The sequence below is a fragment of the Gilliamella sp. B14448G11 genome (genome assembly GCF_016101765.1).
GTDB classification, from domain to species: domain Bacteria; phylum Pseudomonadota; class Gammaproteobacteria; order Enterobacterales; family Orbaceae; genus Gilliamella; species Gilliamella apicola_N.
Genome location: NZ_JACFPX010000011.1, coordinates 52,555 through 69,860 on the forward strand (window position 1 = coordinate 52,555; position 17,306 = coordinate 69,860).

Here is a 17,306-nt window from a genome sequence, read left to right on the forward strand (position 1 = left end):
AATAAAATTTTAATTTATTAAAAGTAATAGCAAAGCTAGGTTAAAAAAAGTTATTATGATCGTTTGTTAATTCAAATAGCAAATTTTATTTAAAACTATAATGACTCTATGTCATAATATTGTTAATTATATCAATGCTAAATGAGGTCAGTTATGCCATTACGATATTATGGTGCCAATGCCACACTTTCTACCATCAGCACCTCTTCATTTAGCCAATCTTCCACTATCACTACTTTAGATAAAGCGAAAAAGACTATGAAAGAAGATAATAGAACATCAACAACCGCCCAATCTAGTCCAACAGTTGAAAAAAAAGTTGCATCATCTAATAATGTCAATAAAGCACCTGTATCAAAACTATCCCTTTTAGCTATTGCGCTAACTCTTGGTCTTGGAGGTTTTGTTTTTTATCACGGTCATACACAAGTTGAAAACCAAAAAAAGACGATTGCTAGTTTACAAACAGAATTAGCTAATTTAAAGCAAACCACCAAAGATAGTATTATTCACGATTTACAAAATAACATTACGCAAGCGGTAAACAAACAGAATCAACAATTTGCAACATTAGAGCAACGAGTTGATGATCAATTGACTGAACAACAAAAAGCACAACAACAGTTAACTAATCAGATTAATGATGCATCAAAACTTAATGAGCAAAATATTTATAACCTTAATGAACGCTTATCGTCCATGTCGGCAACAAATTACAGTGTCTGGTTAATTTCTCAAGCTAATTATTTAGTGCATTTAGCTGGTAGAAAAATCTGGAATGAGCACGATTATGTGACCGCTCGGTTATTGTTAAAAAATGCTGATGCAAGTCTTGCACAAGCAAATGATCCAAGTTTAATACCAGCAAGACAGGCAATTAATGAAGATATTAATTCACTGTCTCAGGTGAGTTTTATTGATTATGATGGCATTATCATGAATTTGGTTGGACTTTCAGAATCACTCAATGAATTACCTTTAGTTGGTAATTATAAACAAATAGATTTAGGCATGACGCAACATGATGATGCCGTTGCCTCAACCCAAACAGAACCGTCAAATTCCCATACAACCAGCGCGCAAGACGTGAATTTGGGAGCTGATTCTGATATGGCTCATAATGATAAGCAAAGTATTACTTCATCAATTTCAGATTGGTCCAGTAATTTACTGACGAATACAAAAAACTTTATGGCTAAATTCATTACCATCGAAAACCTCGATGAAAAAGAAAATAACTTCAAAACCTGTTTGTCTAAAGCAGGCTTAGATGAAAAACAGATGCTTAGATGCCAAATTTTTAAAGAACCATTGACGTTAGAACAATCACTTTATCTTCGAGAAAATATTCGTTTTCGTCTTTTAATTGCTGCTCAAGCAGTACCTCGACATCAAGATTTAATCTATCAAAGGGCACTTAGTGATGCTTTACTTTGGGTGAGTGCTTATTTTGATAGTAACGCACCAAGTGTTAAAGCTTTCTTAGATGACCTTGACAATTTGCTCAACCAATCGATTAGTGACCAATCTGTACCTAACAAACTCGAAAGTGTCAGTGAGTTAGAAAAACTGATGCAAACTCGTGTTCATTTAATGTTGGCACAATAGGAGAATAATGATGCTTAAAATATTAATTATTTTCTTAGTGCTAGTGGGTGGATTTTTTCTAGGGCCATTATTACAGGGTCATCAAGGCTCAGCCGTTTTTGAGGTCGCCAATTATAGAATCAGTATGTCATTTATATCCTTTGTGATCTTAGAATTACTGGGTTTACTTTGTTTATACATTTGCTATTGGTTCTTTGAGAAAATCTTTAATTCCAAAACAATGTTGGGCAACTGGTTGCGCTCAAAATCACCTAGAAAATCAGCTAAACGACTTGAGCAAGCACAGCTTTCATTACTTGAAGGGGATTATAAACAAGCCAGTAAATTTTTTATGAAGAGTGCCAAAGCCTCAACCAATACAGCTTTATCGTTCTTACTTGCTGCCCAAACGCAAATTGACAATGATGAAGTAATTCCAGCTAATCAATCGTTAGAACAAGCAGCTAAACATTGTCAACCGAACGAATTATTTGCTTTTCAATTAGTGCAAATCCGTTTGCAAATTAAAAACCGTGAGTATGATGCAGCACGAGCAACAATTGAAACTTTATTAAATGAGAAACCTCGTAATCCAGAAGTGTTAAGGCTTGCTGATCAAATCTATTATGATACACAAAATTATCAAGCAATCATTGACCTTATGCCAGCTATGTATAAAGCAGGAGCATTTAGTGAGTCGCAATTAGACCAATTTAAACAAGTTGCCTATGTAAGTCGTATCAAGCAATTATCAACCGATAGTGATCCGTTAGCCTTAATAAAATGGTGGAATTCACAACCTAAGGCGATTGTTAATAATGTTGCCTATAAAAGAGCGATGGCAAATTATCTTAATCAATTAGGGCAAACGGCTGAAGCAGATAAAATCCTCAGAACGATTAACAAATTAGAATTGAAAGAAAGAACATAAAAAAACAGGGCATTTGCCCTGTCTTTTTTTGTTCCTATTTATCATTAAACCAAGAAATACCGAATGACCGCCATAGAGCACATACCAACAACAACAATCCACATTAAATTTTTAGTCAAAATGGCAATCAACGTAGTTGGTATAGCCGCTAAACAATACTCAATGTTAAAAACAGGGAATTCGCCTTGTTTGGCAATAAAGAGATTTTGCACAAAAAGAGCCGTTAAAATACATAAAGGTACATAAGATAAGAATCGGATAACGATTTCAGGCAATTGCACTTTTCGTACTAATATAAATGGAATTACTCTCGGCAGCCAAGTAACAAGCCCACACCCTAAAATAATCAATAAACTGTATGTGGTCATGCTTTACGCTCCATTGCAACGCCCATAAAACAACCTGCGAATGTGCTGATAAGTATAGCCATTTCAGAAGAAATAAATCGTAATAACAGTACCAATAAAACACTCACCGTTAACATCGCAATAACTCGATTTCTTAAACGTTTAGTTTTATCGCCAATTAACTGTAAATACAAAAGCCCGATAAACATAGCCACTAAAGCGTAATCTAACCCAAATTTTGTTGGATCGGGTAACCACTCACCAATTAGGGCACCAATGAAACAGGATAAAATCCAAGTAATATAAGCGGTTAAATTTAGTCCATGCATCCATGCAGCATTAATAGGCTCTTTATTAGCAATTGCATTCATTGCCACGGCAAAACTCTCATCGGTTAATAAGCTACCAATCCCAATATTGTTAAGTAAGGAGTATTTTCGAAAAGTCGGTGCGGTTGCCATACTCATTAAAAAATGGCGAGAATTGACTAAAAATACGGTAAAAATAATAGCTGAAATAGGTGTAGCAACTAACATTAATCCAGAAACAATAAATTGTGAAGCTCCAGCATAAATAATTACGGCCAATAAAGTGATTTCTAATACAGATAGATGTGCGGATTTGCCAACAACACCAGCAGCAATACCGATACCAATATAACCTAATAAAGTTGGGATACAAGCGTAAACACCATCTTTAAATGTTAATGACATGTTCTTTCCTTAATATAAGAACTGTACAACTAATGAATAATTATAATTTTTTGTAAAAAAGTTTCAGGTTAAGCAGACGTTTCAGTATATTTTTTAATTAATCTTAACTTAGCATAAACTTATACCAACTAAATAGTCTGCATAATAATATGAGACAAACTATCGTTAAAGTTTGTTATAATATCGCCAAACTCGTCTTTATGACAATAAAATAACTTAATATTAATTAAAGTGGCAATCAAATATATGTATACTGGAACGCTATTTATTATCTCGGCGCCAAGTGGTGCAGGTAAATCAAGTTTAATTCGAGCTTACTTAGAGCAAGAGGATCATCATCCTGCTAAAGTTTCTATTTCTCATACCACGCGTAATCCAAGACCAGGAGAATTACATGGCACACATTACTATTTTGTCGATCACAAACATTTTGAGTCATTAATTGATGAGCAAGCATTTGTAGAATACGCTCATGTGTTTGAAAACTATTATGGAACCTCTAAAGCTGAGATTGAACAGAGCTTGTTACAAGGTATTAATGTATTTTTAGATATTGATTGGCAAGGAGCACAACAAGTAAGGGAAAAAATGCCACAAGCAAAAAGCATTTTCATTTTACCACCATCACTCAAAGAGCTTGAAAATCGCCTAATTAAACGAGGTCAAGATGATGCAACTGTTATTAATAAAAGAATGCAAAAAGCCCAAGCTGAAATTTCACATTATAATGAATATGATTACATTATCATTAATGATGATTTTGAATGTTCTTTAAATGCATTAAATTCTATTATCAACGCAGCCAGTTTAGAGCAACCAAAACAAGCCTTAGCCAATCAACAATTACTCAAGGAATTGCTTGCTGAATAATTAATTATCGATCTGCACTAAATCACTAAATAGAGTTAGATAATTATTTGCATTAATTATTAGAGTGTTGCAGAGGAGTCACAATAGTAATTTTACAAAACTATAAACCTTAGTTATGTAAAAAAGTTGATGTAAAAAATTAGTCGATCGCCGATATGAATCGGCGATTTTATGAGTCAATAAAATTAGTTACCTAATGCTTTATCCGCCTGATCATTTTGAATGAGTTCAATTTTATAGCCATCTGGATCTTCAATAAAAGCGATGATAGTTTTACCACCTTTAACGGGCCCCGCTTCACGTGTAACTTTACCCCCCGCTTGTTTTACATCATTACACATTTTAGCAACATCATCCACACCAATGGCAATATGCCCAAAAGCATCACCATGATTATATTGCTCTGTACCCCAATTGTAGGTAAGTTCTATAACTGAACTGGAAGTTTCATCACCATAACCAACAAATGCGAGAGAATATTTATATTCTGTATTTTCACTGGTTCTTAATAGTTTCATTCCCATTACACGAGTATAAAAATCAATAGCACGTTGTAAATCTCCAACTCGAATCATAGTATGTAATATACGCATTGCTTTATTGTTCCTTTTAATAGTTAACTGCACCAACTGATTTTATCTGTTAGCGATTATACAGGCAAATATTTTATATTTAGATTAGAGTTTGATTTAGAAATTGCATTGAAGAGAAGTAATTAATGGTTAACTTGGAGAGATTATTATGCTAATAGCATAACTCAAATTTAAACTTCAACTTTCGCTCACTTATTAAGCAAGCGAAAGTTAAGATTAATAGCTTTTAACCTATTGATTATTATAGGAACTACCATAACGTGGAGAGGCGCTTATTTGTTTACCATTACTTACTAAACGAACATGTTGGCCTGTATAAAATTCATTAGGGGAGCCTTTTTGCACGATAACAATATTACCGCCGTTTTCTCGCTCAATTTCTAACTCGACAGCATTTGTTTGGCTAGTTTTATCTTCAATTGCACTACCAATTACTGCACCACCAATAGCGCCTGTAGCAATAGCTAACGCTCTACCAGTACCATTACCAATGGTATTACCTAACACACCGCCAATCACAGCACCACCTAGTGAGCCTACAACGTTTTCATTTTTACCATTTGTAGCATTGGTCTGAATTTTGACTGGACGTACAGATACAATAGTACCGTAACTAACTTGTTGAACTTGTTTTGCTTGATCAGTTGTATAGACATCACCTGAATATATATCACTATTGGTGCAACCAGAGAGAAGTGAAACTAAGATAGCTGCTGTGACAATTTTTTTCATAATTTATTCCTCATATTATTGAGCATGAGCAAGCTCATACATTTTAAGCATAATATTCTTTTACAAAAACGACAATATGCTTTTCATTATTTTATCAAATGATAATACTATTTATTATCAAGTTGAGTTATACTCAGCTCAATAGTTTATCTACCATACAATTAGTATATGAAACGGTTATTTTTTCATTTAATATTATCAGTTATGATATCCGCCTGTCATAATATAAACTAATAACAGAAATTAAAAAAGCAATAGCCTAATCAATAAATGCTACTTGCTTGTCTAATGAAGTAAACAACAATTTACATTAACCCGACAACTTTGCAATGCAAACGAGTCCAGTAGATTAATTTATAGGCATAACTAACATAATGAAAACTATCGAAATTGACGAAGAATTATACCATTTTATCGCATCACAAACAAAACATATTGGTGAAGATGCATCCAGTATTTTGCGACGTTTATTAAAAATAAATCAACCCGTTAAAGCTAAGACTAACATTGTTTCTCAACCTGAAACTCAATATACATTATTTAATGATTTATTAGATAGTGATTTGTTTATTAACGAAAAGTCAATCATTAGCCGTTTTATATTACTACTTGGCGCACTTTATAACTATAATCCCGCCCTTTTTTCGATAGCGGCCACTTCTTTACATGGTAGTAAACGACAATATTTAGCAAAAGATAAAAAATCTTTAGAAACATCAGGTAAAAATACCAAGCCTCGCGAAGTTATCGGAACACCTTATTGGGTTATTAGTAATACTAATACGGCTAGAAAAATGTATATACTAGAATCAATAATGAGTGATATGGGCATTTCAGAAAGTATGATAAACCAAGTTATTAATATTTTTTCAGCACAAATAAAATAAAACATTCACTATATATATTAAATAGCTAACAATTGCTAACATAAATATAAATTTGGATGTAGATATAAAATTTTGGAAAAAGGAGTATAAAATGGCAAATCACAGCCGAGCAGGATTATTAGCAAAGCCAGCCGATTTGATTAATGTTGAAACTTTGAAAAATAATTATTATCAGATTAGCCCTAACCCAGAAAATGCCAGTCAATTAGTGATTTTTGGCACCTCAGGTCATCGAGGTAGTGCAAATAAAGGTACATTTAATGAGGCGCATATTTTAGCTGTTGCTCAAGCAATCGCCGAATACCGTAAAGCCAACAATGTCACAGGCCCGTGTTTTATTGGTCAAGATTCACATGCTCTGTCCGAATTAGCTTTAAAATCCGTGCTTGAAGTTTTCGTTGCAAACGAGCAAACGGTAATTATCGCGCGTGATTGGGGATATACGCCGACACCGGTTATTTCACATGCCATTCTGACATTTAATCAAGATAAACAATCACAACTTGCCGATGGTATTGTCATTACCCCTTCACATAACCCCCCTGAAGATGGTGGTATAAAATATAATCCTACTAATGGTGGACCGGCTGATACCGATATTACGAAACAGATAGAAGATCGCGCTAATGAATTACTCAAAAACAACCTTAATGGTGTAAAGCGTGTTACGTTAGAAAAAGCACTTAATTCATCTTATATTCATACCAAAGAATATGAAACAGATTATGTTAATGATCTGGAAAATATTTTAGATTTGGCATTAATTAAATCCTCAAATTTAAATATAGGTGTCGATCCATTAGGTGGTGCGAGTGTCACTTATTGGCCGCGTATTGCTGAAAAATATGGTATAAACCTCAATATTGTTAATAATAAAATTGACCCGACTTTTAGTTTTATGCATTTGGATCATGATGAAGTGATTAGAATGGATTGCTCCAGCCGATGGGCAATGGCGGGTTTATTAGAGTTAAAAGATAAGTTTGATTTAGCATTTGGTAACGATACGGATTCTGACCGTCATGGAATTGTAACGCCTAAAGGATTAATGAACCCTAACGCTTATCTTTCAACTTGCGTTAACTATCTTTTCCAAAATCGCCCACAATGGAATAAAGATATTGCTATTGGTAAAACATTGGTCACCAGTTCAATGATAGATCGCGTAGCAAATAGCCTTAATAAAACATACTTAGAGTACCCTGTAGGTTTTAAATGGTATGCTGATGCGCTTTATAACGGCAAATTAGGATTCGCGGGTGAAGAGAGCGCGGGCGCATCGTTTTTAAGAACAAACGGCAAAGTTTGGACAACAGATAAAGACGGTATTATTCTTTGTTTGCTTGCTGCGGAAATGACAGCTAAAATCGGCAAAAATCCTCAAGAACAATACCAAGAACTTGAAGCCAAATTTGGGATATCTTATTATGGACGAATTCAAGCTCCTGCAACGTTTAGTGAAAAACAAAAACTATCTAAACTTGATGCAAGTCAGTTAACCACTGACAAACTTGGAGGAGAAAAGATAACTCAGTGCTTAACCACAGCACCCGCTAACAATGCACCAATCGGTGGACTAAAAGTTATCACAGAAAATGGTTGGTTTGCCGCTCGTCCATCAGGTACGGAAGATGCTTATAAAATCTATGCTGAAAGCTTTATCAGTAATGATCATTTGGCGACTTTACAGAAAGAAGCTCAAGAAATCGTAGCCAAGGCAATAAAATAACCATATCAATGACGGTTATTTACCCTCCCAAAAAAAGAAAAAATAGCAGTCGTTATGGCTGCTATTTTGTTTTTATAAAAAGCATTTCTAATTATTTTTTTCAGTAAAATTATTAGAAATCCTTGTAATTAAAGTTACCATTAAAAAGATCATTCTGAACACTTTGAATTATTATTTTTTGCGTTGGAACAATAAGGTGTTTATTGAAATGAAAGAACCTGACAAAGAATTTGGATAATTTTAAAAAGATTGCAACTTTTATTGAGAGTTATAAATTATCGTATTATTAATTATAAAAATTTAATATTAGCCTAATGAATTATTTATATAACCGATTTTTAAATTATTATTCTTAAAAAATTACTCTTTATATTTCAAATATCTCGTTAACCTGTATTAAAATATTGCAATCTTGATATTTTAAAAATATTTAGTCGGCTTCTCCTGGTATTTTTTCGTTTTCACCAATTTGAATAACTTCTGCAGCCGTTTTACCATCAATTTTGCTTTTGATAATCTCTTGTTTCTTTTTCTCATCACCCGCTGCTTCAATAACTGAATTAATCATAATTCTACCAATTGAGAGATTAAATGATTGTAACTGTTCGCCTTGAAGTTCATTTACCATCTCAGAAATCGATTTTTGTAGATTTTCTGAAGATGATGCATCAATGGTTTTATCACCACAACCTGTTAATAATACTACTGAAATTAACGCAATTAATGACTTTCTCATTTCCTATTTCCATTTATCCTTATAATATACTGATTACGAGTTAATATTATAGATAATTTGATTACAGATCAAATTATTTACGCAAAAAAATAACTTGAAAACTCATTAATTTAATTAAATTTTTTAAATTATAATTTGGTAGGGTTATCCATTAAAACGGTAACGTTAAGATAGACTAAGTTACATTAGCAACCAATCCATTAAAAATAGACAAAACCAATTGCAACGAAAGAATTTTACTGAATGATAATGTTATGCATAAAAAAGAATTTTTGTAAAAAATATTCAGGAGTCTATACCGTTTCATTTTTAATCTTCAATTCAATATTTAAGTATGAATCATAGTTAAAGCAAAGAAAGATAAAAAATACAGTGTTGTAGTACTATTGATTAAAGGGACTTAAGAAGTCCCTTTAGTTTTGATAAATTTAAATGATGACAAGCGATATCTATTTTAAAATGCCTAAAATCAAACTACCCTAGAAAAGAGATATAATAAAATTATACCCCAGCTCGATAGTTAGGCGGCTCTTTGGTAATTAAAACATCATGTACATGGCTTTCTTTCATACCTGCGCCAGTGATGCGATAGAATTTCGATTTAGTGCGTAATTCATCAATGGTTGCACAACCCGTTAATCCCATACAAGAACGTAATCCTCCCATTTGTTGGTGGATGATTTCTTTTAAGAAACCTTTATAAGCAATACGTCCTTCGATGCCTTCTGGTACAAGTTTATCAGCAGCATTATCCGTTTGGAAATAGCGATCGGAGGATCCTTTGGCCATTGCACCAAGCGATCCCATACCACGATAAGATTTATAAGCTCGACCTTGGAACAATTCAATTTCGCCAGGAGCTTCTTCAGTGCCTGCAAACATAGAACCGACCATAACACAAGCGGCACCCGCAGCTATGGCTTTGGCTATATCTCCAGAAAAACGGATGCCACCATCGGCAATAACTGGAATATTGTGCTTTTGTGCCATCTCAACAGCATCCATAATTGCACTAATTTGTGGTACACCCACGCCAGTAACAATACGAGTAGTACAAATTGAACCTGGACCTATCCCAACTTTAACGGCATTAACGCCTGCATCAATAAGTGCTTTAGCACCCTCTGCTGTAGCGACATTACCTCCAATAATTTGTAGATCAGGATAGGCTTTTCGTGCTTGACGAATACGCTCTAACACACCCTCAGAGTGACCATGTGATGAATCAATTAATAACACATCGACGCCAGCTTCAACTAATGCGGCAATACGTTCTTCATTTCCTGCCCCCGCACCCACTGCGGCTCCCACACGCAAGCGCCCTTTTTCATCTTTACATGCATTAGGTTTTTGTTCAGCTTTATTATAATCTTTGACAGTAATCATACCTTTAAGATGAAATTTCGAATCAACAACTAACACTTTTTCGACGCGATGTTCATGCATTTTTTTTAAAACAATTTCACGTTGTTCGCCTTCTTTTACCGTAACTAAACGTTCTTTCGGAGTCATTACCGCAGTAACGGGCAGTGATAAATCAGTTGCAAATCGAACATCTCGTGCAGTAATAATACCCACTAATTCTTGTGACTCAGTCACAACAGGAAAACCAGCAAATCCATATTCTTTCGCTAAATCGATTACTTGTTTGATAGTGGCTGTTGGTAAAACAGTTACCGGATCTTGCACAATCCCGCTTTCATGTTTTTTCACTCGTCTTACATGATTAGCTTGGTTCTCAATCGACATATTTTTATGGATAAAACCAATTCCACCTTCTTGCGCAAGTGCAATGGCTAAATCAGATTCAGTAACAGTATCCATTGCTGCTGAAAGCATTGGAATATTTAGTTTAATGGTTTGGGTAAGTTGCGTACTGATATCAGCAGTATTCGGTAAAACAGTGGAATGGGCTGGGACTAATAACACGTCATCAAACGTGAGGGCTTCTTTTACTATACGAGACATGACAATATTCACCATTGAGTTGAGTTGTTGATAAAATATTGCCGATGCATTCTACTCACTTTTGCGCAAAAAGACCAGCGGTATTTAAGAAAAATTCCTTAGCAGAATTATCCACTAAGGAAAAAATAAAAATTTGGTAAATTAGATAAATATATTGATCACTAAACAACCTACTAATCCACACACCGAAATGACCGTTTCTAGCAAAGACCACGATTTCATGGTTTCGGTAATGCTAAGGTTAAAATATTCTTTAAATAACCAAAATCCAGGATCATTAACATGAGAAAACACCACGCTACCTGCTCCAGTCGCAATCACCATCAATTCCGGACTCACGCCTGTGGAAGCGATTAATGGAAATACAATGCCACCAGCAGTTAATGCCGCAACCGTTGCCGAACCAAGAGCTAATCGCAATAATGCAGCAATTAACCAAGCCATAATAAGTGGTGATATATTAGATGCATGCATCATCTCTTCAATATAAAATTTAACGCCACTATCAACTAAAACTTGTTTAAAGGCGCCACCGCCACCAATAATCAATAACATCATGGCGATGATTTTAATTGAATCCGCTAAAGTCGTATTAATTTGAGCCATTGAACGACCACGGAAAATGCCAAAGGTAAACACCGCGACAATAACTGAAATCAATGTAGCGATAATTGGATCACCAAAGAATTCAACATAAGGCAGAATCAAATGCCCTTTTGGTAAAGTCATTTCACATACCGCTCGAATTGACATGAGTACAACCGGAATTAAAGCAGTAAATACACTGACAACAAAACTTGGCATCTGTTCATCAGTAAATTGTTTTGAATTATACAATCCGTCTTCAATCGGGTGATTAATGGCTCGTATAAAAGGCATTTTGGCAAGTACAGGGCCTGCTAAAATTACAGTTGGAATACCTATGATAGTACCGTAAAGTAAAGTGCGCCCCATATCAGCTTTAAATATTTCGGCGATAGCAGTTGGGCCAGGGTGAGGAGGTAAAAAACCATGAGTAACAGATAAAGCCGCCGCCATAGGAATACCAATATATAATGGGGAGATACGAAGGGTTGCTGCAATGGTTAATACAAGCGGTAGCAATAAAACAAAACCTACTTCATAAAATAAGGCAAAACCAACGATAAAACCCGTTAGGGTAACAGCCCATTGTATTTTTTTATCACCAAATGTATTAATTAACGTTGTTGCAATGCGTTGTGCGCCACCACAATCCGCTAATAGTTTGCCCAGCATGGCACCAAAACCCATAATTAATGCTAAGCTACCCAGTGTTCCTCCTACTCCATTTTTTATGGATTGAACCACTGCCATTACGGGCATACCTTCCATGATACCAACACTTAAGGCAACAAGAATCAAGGCAATAAAACCATTGACGCGTAGCGGCAACATTAAGACAAGTAATAAAGCTACGCCTATAGCTATAATGATTAACGGCATGAATATTTCCTCTAGAATAATCAGATATGTTATCGGTAACATTCGGAATTATAGAGGAAAAATAAAAAAAATAATGGAAAAAATGTCTAAAATGAGAATTAGATCACATTTTACAAATTTAAGGTTTTTTGGGCTGTCAAAATGTAATTAACATCAATGTTTGATCCCAACTTAAATTCATTTTTGAGTATGTGATATTCCATGCCTATGATATCTTCAACTTCCAATTTCGCTTGTTCTACCCAATTCATTAATTCTGATGGACGAATGAATCGGTTAAAATCATGAGTCCCTTTTGGTACCATTCGAGCGATGTATTCTGCGCCATAAATTAGCAATAATTTAGCTTTGTGATTACGATTTATAGTGGATAAAAAGAGTTTGCCATTCGGTTTAAGTAGCGTTGCACAAGCTTGGATAATCGAAAATGGATCCGGCACGTGTTCTAATAATTCCATACAAGTAATTACATCATAATGAGCGGGATGTTCTTTAGCATGATCTTCAACGGTTTGCTTTTGGTAACTAATAACTAAGTTATTTTCTTTTGCATGAAGCTGGGCAACTGCCAGTGATTCATCTGCCAGATCAATCGCTGTAACATCAGCGCCAAATTTAGCAAGACTTTCGGATAGAATGCCTCCCCCACAGCCTACATCTAACACTCGTTTGTTTTCTAAACAACCTACCTGTTGTTTAATATAATCCACACGTAAAGGGTTGATAATATGGAGAGGTCTGCATTTACCATTTGGATCCCACCACTGAGCTGCTAACTGAGAAAATTTACTTATTTCATTGAAATCAATATTTTGTGTCATGGGATCTTATTTATCCAAAAATTTAATTAATCAGACTCTATTTTATGTCATGGCCGGCATGAATAAAAGAATAAAATTAAATGCAATATCAATAAAATACGACTGAGTGATGAGTATATTTAAAATAAAACTTTTATATAATCAACTTAATAAGGTTTATTACAATAAATAATTCTAATGTTAAAATAGACAGTCACATTAAAATTTATAATGAATTCTTGTTTCCCCTTGTATTTCATGGCATGATTTGCAATTTTATGCTTTTAATAAAGTAATGGTTAGACATTAATTAAAGCGACAATTAAATTATTATTTTGAGGGCAAGGTAAATATTCATGAGTACAGGTACTATGAAAAAAAATCACTCTCAGTGGAGCTCACGCATGGGATTCATGCTTGCTGCGGCTGGTTCTGCTGTTGGGTTAGGAAACATTTGGAAGTTTCCATATATGGCGGGTGAAATGGGGGGTTCAGCATTTGTGTTGACCTATTTACTGTTTATGTTTTTAATTGGCTTGCCTATTTTGGTCTTAGAATGGTTAATTGGTCGTCGTGGACAAAAAAATCCAATTCATACTATGGAAGATGTGGCTGTTTCTGAAGGCCGTTCTAAAGCTTGGAAATGGGTAGGTATAATTGGTGTACTCGGTTCATTTTTAATTCTTTCATTTTATAGCGTGATTGGTGGCTGGGCGACTGATTATATCTTTTTAGCAATAAAAGGGACATTTAATGGTGTTGATGGTGCAGGCACAGGTCAAATCTTTAAAAATTTTCTTGATAACGTTGACAGCCTATTAATATGGCATACCGTTTTTATGGCGGCTAATACTCTTATTGTTGCTTTGGGCGTTGGTGCTGGTTTAGAGCGATCGTGTAAAATCATGATGCCAGGCTTAGGCATATTGCTATTGGTATTGGTTGGTTATGCCGCTTATGTGAGTGGTCCATCTTTCGGTCAAGCATTTAAATTCTTATTTACCCCAAATCTGTCAGCGCTAAATGGCACCGCAATTTTAGCAGCATTAGGTCATGCGTTTTTTAGCTTATCATTAGGTATGGGCATAATGATGGCATACGGTTCTTACCTTGGTAAAGATGTAAATTTACTATCAACCGCGCGTACTGTGGTGATTTTAGATGTAATAGTAGCAATGCTATCGGGTATGGCGATATTCCCACTCGTCTTTGCCAACGGTTTAGAAGCGGGTTCCGGTCCTGGGCTTATTTTTGTTACACTTCCAATTGCCTTTGGTAATATGGCTGGAGGAGCTATTTTAGGTTGTTTATTCTTTATTTTCTTAACTTTTGCTGCGTTAACTTCTTCAATATCATTGCTTGAACCAACAGTTGAACTATTAGAAGAAAAAACCCATATGGGACGTAAAACAGCAACAGTGGTAAGCAGTGTTTTCATCTGGGCATTAGGTATCGCTTGTATTTTGTCATTTAATGAATGGTCAAACGTAAAATTATTTGATAAAAATATTTTTGATTTACTGGATTATTTAACGAGTAAAATCATGTTACCTGTTACCGGTTTAGGTACGGTAGTGTTTGGAGCATGGATGATGAATCAAAAACGTATCCGTGAAGAGTTAAACTTAAATGACTTTTGGTTCAATATTTGGACGGTATTATCTCGATTTATTGTTCCTGTTGCGGTGATTTTGATTCTTATTTATGGATTTATTTAAATAATAACAAAATTATATAATACCTATATTATAAGCCTTGATATCCATCAAGGCTTTTTTACACCCCTTATTTAACAAAAAACAGACAAACAATTAATAAATTTTACTAACTTGTATTGAAATCCTATTTTTTATTCCCATATAGCAATACAACAATAAATCAAACCATTATATTAATATTATTCAGTAAATATTAACGACTAAAGCTGCATAATAAATCGATAAAAATCATATAGTTTTGTCGATAATAACGTTATGCAGCAGATAGCGTGAATTGAATTAACTAAATATAGTAGAGGAACTAGTCAATGAGTAAGCAAGGCACTGAAACTCGTGGATTTCAATCTGAAGTTAAACAAATTCTACATTTAATGATCCATTCTTTATATTCCAATAAAGAAATCTTTTTAAGAGAACTAATTTCCAATGCATCTGATGCAGCCGATAAACTTCGTTTCAAAGCATTAGAAAACCCAGATTTATATGCAGGTGACGGCGAACTTGGTGTGCGCATTTGGGTAAACAAAGAAGCAGGTACCCTATCAATTTCTGATAATGGTATTGGTATGACACGTGATGAAGTCATTGAAAACTTAGGAACCATTGCAAAATCAGGCACTAAAGCATTTTTAGAATCCATTGGAAGCGTTCAGGCTAAAGATAGCCAATTAATCGGTCAATTCGGGGTTGGTTTTTACTCTGCCTTTATTGTTGCCGACAAAGTTACAGTGAGAACCCGTGCAGCAACCGCCAAAGCTGACCAAGCCGTTATGTGGGAATCAGCGGGAGAAGGTGAATATACCATTTCAGATGATAATAAAGAAACTCGCGGTACCGAAATCACTTTACATTTGAAAGAAGATGAAAAAGAGTTTTTAGATGATTGGCGTCTACGTTCCATTATCAGCAAATATTCTGATCACATTTCATTACCTGTTGAAGTGCAAACCACTGACGAAGAAAGTAAAGAAGTCAAATGGGAAAAAGTTAATAAAGCTCAAGCACTTTGGACACGTAGTAAATCCGATATCACTGATGAAGAGTATAAAGAATTTTATAAGCACCTGTCACATGATTATGCTGATCCATTAAGTTGGAGCCATAACCGAGTTGAAGGTAAACAAGAGTACACCAGTTTACTGTATATTCCAGCTAAAGCACCGTGGGATATGTGGAATCGTGATAATAAACACGGATTAAAATTATATGTTCAACGTGTATTTATTATGGATGATGCTGAACAATTCATGCCAAACTATTTACGTTTTGTGAAAGGTTTAATTGATTCAAATGATCTTCCATTAAATGTATCGCGTGAAATTCTACAAGATAACAAAATTACCCAAAGTTTACGTAATGCGTGTACTAAACGCGTACTACAAATGCTTGAAAAATTAGCCAAAGATGATAAAGAACAATATCAACAGTTCTGGGGTGAATTTGGTTTAGTATTAAAAGAAGGTACAGGCGAAGACTTTGCTAACCGTGAAGCGATAGCTAAATTATTACGTTTTGCTTCAACCCACACTGATAGTGATGCACAAACTGTATCGTTAGAAGATTACATCAGCCGTATGCAAGACGGTCAAGAAAAGATTTACTACATCACAGCGGACAGCTATGGTGCTGCAAATTACAGCCCTCACTTAGAGCTATTCCGTAAAAAAGGTATTGAGGTATTATTATTATCCGATCGTATTGATGAATGGATGATGAGCAACCTAACTGAATTTGATGGTAAACAATTCCAATCAGTCAGTAAATCAGACGAATCTATTGAAAAACTAGCTGATCAAGATAGTGAAGAACAAAAACAAGTTGAAAAAGAACTTGAGCCATTTATTGAAAGAGTAAAAACAGTATTAGGTGATAAAGTTAAGGAAGTTAAAATAACTCATCGTTTAACTAACACACCTGCTGTTGTCACAACTGCTGCTGACGAAATGAGCACACAAATGGCCAAATTGTTTGCTGCTGCTGGACAAAAAGCACCTGATATCAAATATACGTTTGAAATTAATCCAGATCATAAACTGGTGAAACGTATAGCAGATACTCAAGAAGAAAGTGAGTTCACTGATTGGGTTGAGTTATTACTTGATCAAGCATTACTTGCTGAAAAAGGTTCATTAAGCGATCCAAGTAAATTTATTCAAACTATGAATAAGTTATTAGCACAAGAATAAATAAAACATAAAATTGCGCCCCGATAAGATTGACTTAATCGGGGC

The 17,306-nt window shown here is 34.7% G+C and carries 15 protein-coding genes; 7 read left to right on the forward strand and 8 right to left on the reverse strand.

The annotated features are described in order from the left end of the window. Positions 1-153 precede the first annotated feature (153 nt). Together H3S88_RS08610 and H3S88_RS08615 are read left to right on the forward strand one after the other, a co-directional pair. Positions 154-1,608 carry a uroporphyrinogen-III C-methyltransferase gene (locus tag H3S88_RS08610; protein ID WP_198228046.1) on the forward strand — a complete coding sequence of 485 codons (1,455 nt, stop codon included), beginning with the start codon at positions 154-156 and terminating at the stop codon, positions 1,606-1,608. Positions 1,609-1,618: 10 nt separating this feature from the next. Continuing rightward, positions 1,619-2,518: a heme biosynthesis HemY N-terminal domain-containing protein gene (locus H3S88_RS08615; protein ID WP_198231965.1), complete on the forward strand. Its 900-nt coding sequence runs from the start codon at positions 1,619-1,621 to the stop codon at positions 2,516-2,518. A 44-nt stretch (positions 2,519-2,562) separates the two neighbouring features. On the opposite strand, the gene H3S88_RS08620 is transcribed toward H3S88_RS08615, so the two are convergent. Further along, positions 2,563-2,886: an AzlD domain-containing protein gene (locus tag H3S88_RS08620; protein ID WP_065738874.1), complete on the reverse strand. Its 324-nt coding sequence runs from the start codon at positions 2,884-2,886 to the stop codon at positions 2,563-2,565. Further along, the gene (locus H3S88_RS08625) at positions 2,883-3,578 is read right to left on the reverse strand and encodes an AzlC family ABC transporter permease (RefSeq protein ID WP_086326065.1); all 696 of its coding nucleotides are present in this window, start codon (positions 3,576-3,578) and stop codon (positions 2,883-2,885) included. The genes H3S88_RS08620 and H3S88_RS08625 overlap by 4 nt, the downstream gene beginning before the upstream one ends. A 246-nt stretch (positions 3,579-3,824) precedes the next feature. On the opposite strand from H3S88_RS08625, the gene gmk reads away from it, so the two are divergent. Beyond that, a complete protein-coding gene (gene gmk, locus H3S88_RS08630) occupies positions 3,825-4,448 on the forward strand; it encodes a guanylate kinase (RefSeq protein ID WP_065738872.1) in 624 nt (207 codons plus the stop codon). A 185-nt stretch (positions 4,449-4,633) separates the two neighbouring features. Here the strand turns inward: gmk and gloA are convergent, their stop codons facing one another. After that, positions 4,634-5,041: a lactoylglutathione lyase gene (gene gloA / locus H3S88_RS08635; protein ID WP_198228042.1), complete on the reverse strand. Its 408-nt coding sequence runs from the start codon at positions 5,039-5,041 to the stop codon at positions 4,634-4,636. Between the two features lie 231 nt (positions 5,042-5,272). Further along, complete coding sequence (locus H3S88_RS08640; RefSeq protein WP_198228134.1) at positions 5,273-5,776, reverse strand: glycine zipper 2TM domain-containing protein; 504 nt, start codon at positions 5,774-5,776, stop codon at positions 5,273-5,275. 371 nt (positions 5,777-6,147) lie between these two features. On the opposite strand from H3S88_RS08640, the gene H3S88_RS08645 reads away from it, so the two are divergent. Then, complete coding sequence (locus tag H3S88_RS08645) at positions 6,148-6,660, forward strand: hypothetical protein (protein WP_086326061.1); 513 nt, start codon at positions 6,148-6,150, stop codon at positions 6,658-6,660. 91 nt (positions 6,661-6,751) lie between these two features. Then, entirely contained in the window at positions 6,752-8,389 is a 1,638-nt protein-coding gene (gene pgm, locus H3S88_RS08650; protein WP_198228040.1) for a phosphoglucomutase (alpha-D-glucose-1,6-bisphosphate-dependent), read from the forward strand. Between the two features lie 430 nt (positions 8,390-8,819). Here pgm and H3S88_RS08655 read toward each other — a convergent pair whose 3' ends face one another. The 4 genes from H3S88_RS08655 to ubiG form a co-directional block, all read right to left on the reverse strand. Beyond that, a complete protein-coding gene (locus tag H3S88_RS08655) occupies positions 8,820-9,125 on the reverse strand; it encodes a DUF6694 family lipoprotein (RefSeq protein WP_198228038.1) in 306 nt (101 codons plus the stop codon). 501 nt (positions 9,126-9,626) lie between these two features. Continuing rightward, a complete protein-coding gene (gene guaB, locus H3S88_RS08660) occupies positions 9,627-11,093 on the reverse strand; it encodes an IMP dehydrogenase (protein WP_086327057.1) in 1,467 nt (488 codons plus the stop codon). Positions 11,094-11,234: 141 nt separating this feature from the next. After that, complete coding sequence (gene gntT / locus H3S88_RS08665) at positions 11,235-12,599, reverse strand: gluconate transporter (protein ID WP_198228036.1); 1,365 nt, start codon at positions 12,597-12,599, stop codon at positions 11,235-11,237. A 68-nt stretch (positions 12,600-12,667) separates the two neighbouring features. Then, positions 12,668-13,378: a bifunctional 2-polyprenyl-6-hydroxyphenol methylase/3-demethylubiquinol 3-O-methyltransferase UbiG gene (gene ubiG, locus H3S88_RS08670; RefSeq protein WP_198228034.1), complete on the reverse strand. Its 711-nt coding sequence runs from the start codon at positions 13,376-13,378 to the stop codon at positions 12,668-12,670. Positions 13,379-13,713: 335 nt separating this feature from the next. Between ubiG and H3S88_RS08675 the strand changes: the two genes are divergently transcribed. Together H3S88_RS08675 and htpG are read left to right on the forward strand one after the other, a co-directional pair. Continuing rightward, a complete protein-coding gene (locus tag H3S88_RS08675; RefSeq protein WP_198228032.1) occupies positions 13,714-15,075 on the forward strand; it encodes a sodium-dependent transporter in 1,362 nt (453 codons plus the stop codon). A 308-nt stretch (positions 15,076-15,383) separates the two neighbouring features. Further along, positions 15,384-17,261: a molecular chaperone HtpG gene (gene htpG, locus H3S88_RS08680; protein ID WP_198228030.1), complete on the forward strand. Its 1,878-nt coding sequence runs from the start codon at positions 15,384-15,386 to the stop codon at positions 17,259-17,261. Positions 17,262-17,306: the final 45 nt, after the last annotated feature.

Coding starts and splice junctions, on each gene's coding strand:
- gntT (WP_198228036.1), bottom strand. CDS start 12,599: ATGTTACCGATAACATATCTGATTATTCTAGAGGAAATATTCATGCCG.
- H3S88_RS08615 (WP_198231965.1), top strand. CDS start 1,619: ATGCTTAAAATATTAATTATTTTCTTAGTGCTAGTGGGTGGATTTTTT.
- pgm (WP_198228040.1), top strand. CDS start 6,752: ATGGCAAATCACAGCCGAGCAGGATTATTAGCAAAGCCAGCCGATTTG.
- gmk (WP_065738872.1), top strand. CDS start 3,825: ATGTATACTGGAACGCTATTTATTATCTCGGCGCCAAGTGGTGCAGGT.
- H3S88_RS08625 (WP_086326065.1), bottom strand. CDS start 3,578: ATGTCATTAACATTTAAAGATGGTGTTTACGCTTGTATCCCAACTTTA.
- gloA (WP_198228042.1), bottom strand. CDS start 5,041: ATGCGTATATTACATACTATGATTCGAGTTGGAGATTTACAACGTGCT.
- guaB (WP_086327057.1), bottom strand. CDS start 11,093: ATGTCTCGTATAGTAAAAGAAGCCCTCACGTTTGATGACGTGTTATTA.
- H3S88_RS08675 (WP_198228032.1), top strand. CDS start 13,714: ATGAGTACAGGTACTATGAAAAAAAATCACTCTCAGTGGAGCTCACGC.
- H3S88_RS08620 (WP_065738874.1), bottom strand. CDS start 2,886: ATGACCACATACAGTTTATTGATTATTTTAGGGTGTGGGCTTGTTACT.
- H3S88_RS08655 (WP_198228038.1), bottom strand. CDS start 9,125: ATGAGAAAGTCATTAATTGCGTTAATTTCAGTAGTATTATTAACAGGT.
- htpG (WP_198228030.1), top strand. CDS start 15,384: ATGAGTAAGCAAGGCACTGAAACTCGTGGATTTCAATCTGAAGTTAAA.
- H3S88_RS08645 (WP_086326061.1), top strand. CDS start 6,148: ATGAAAACTATCGAAATTGACGAAGAATTATACCATTTTATCGCATCA.
- ubiG (WP_198228034.1), bottom strand. CDS start 13,378: ATGACACAAAATATTGATTTCAATGAAATAAGTAAATTTTCTCAGTTA.
- H3S88_RS08610 (WP_198228046.1), top strand. CDS start 154: ATGCCATTACGATATTATGGTGCCAATGCCACACTTTCTACCATCAGC.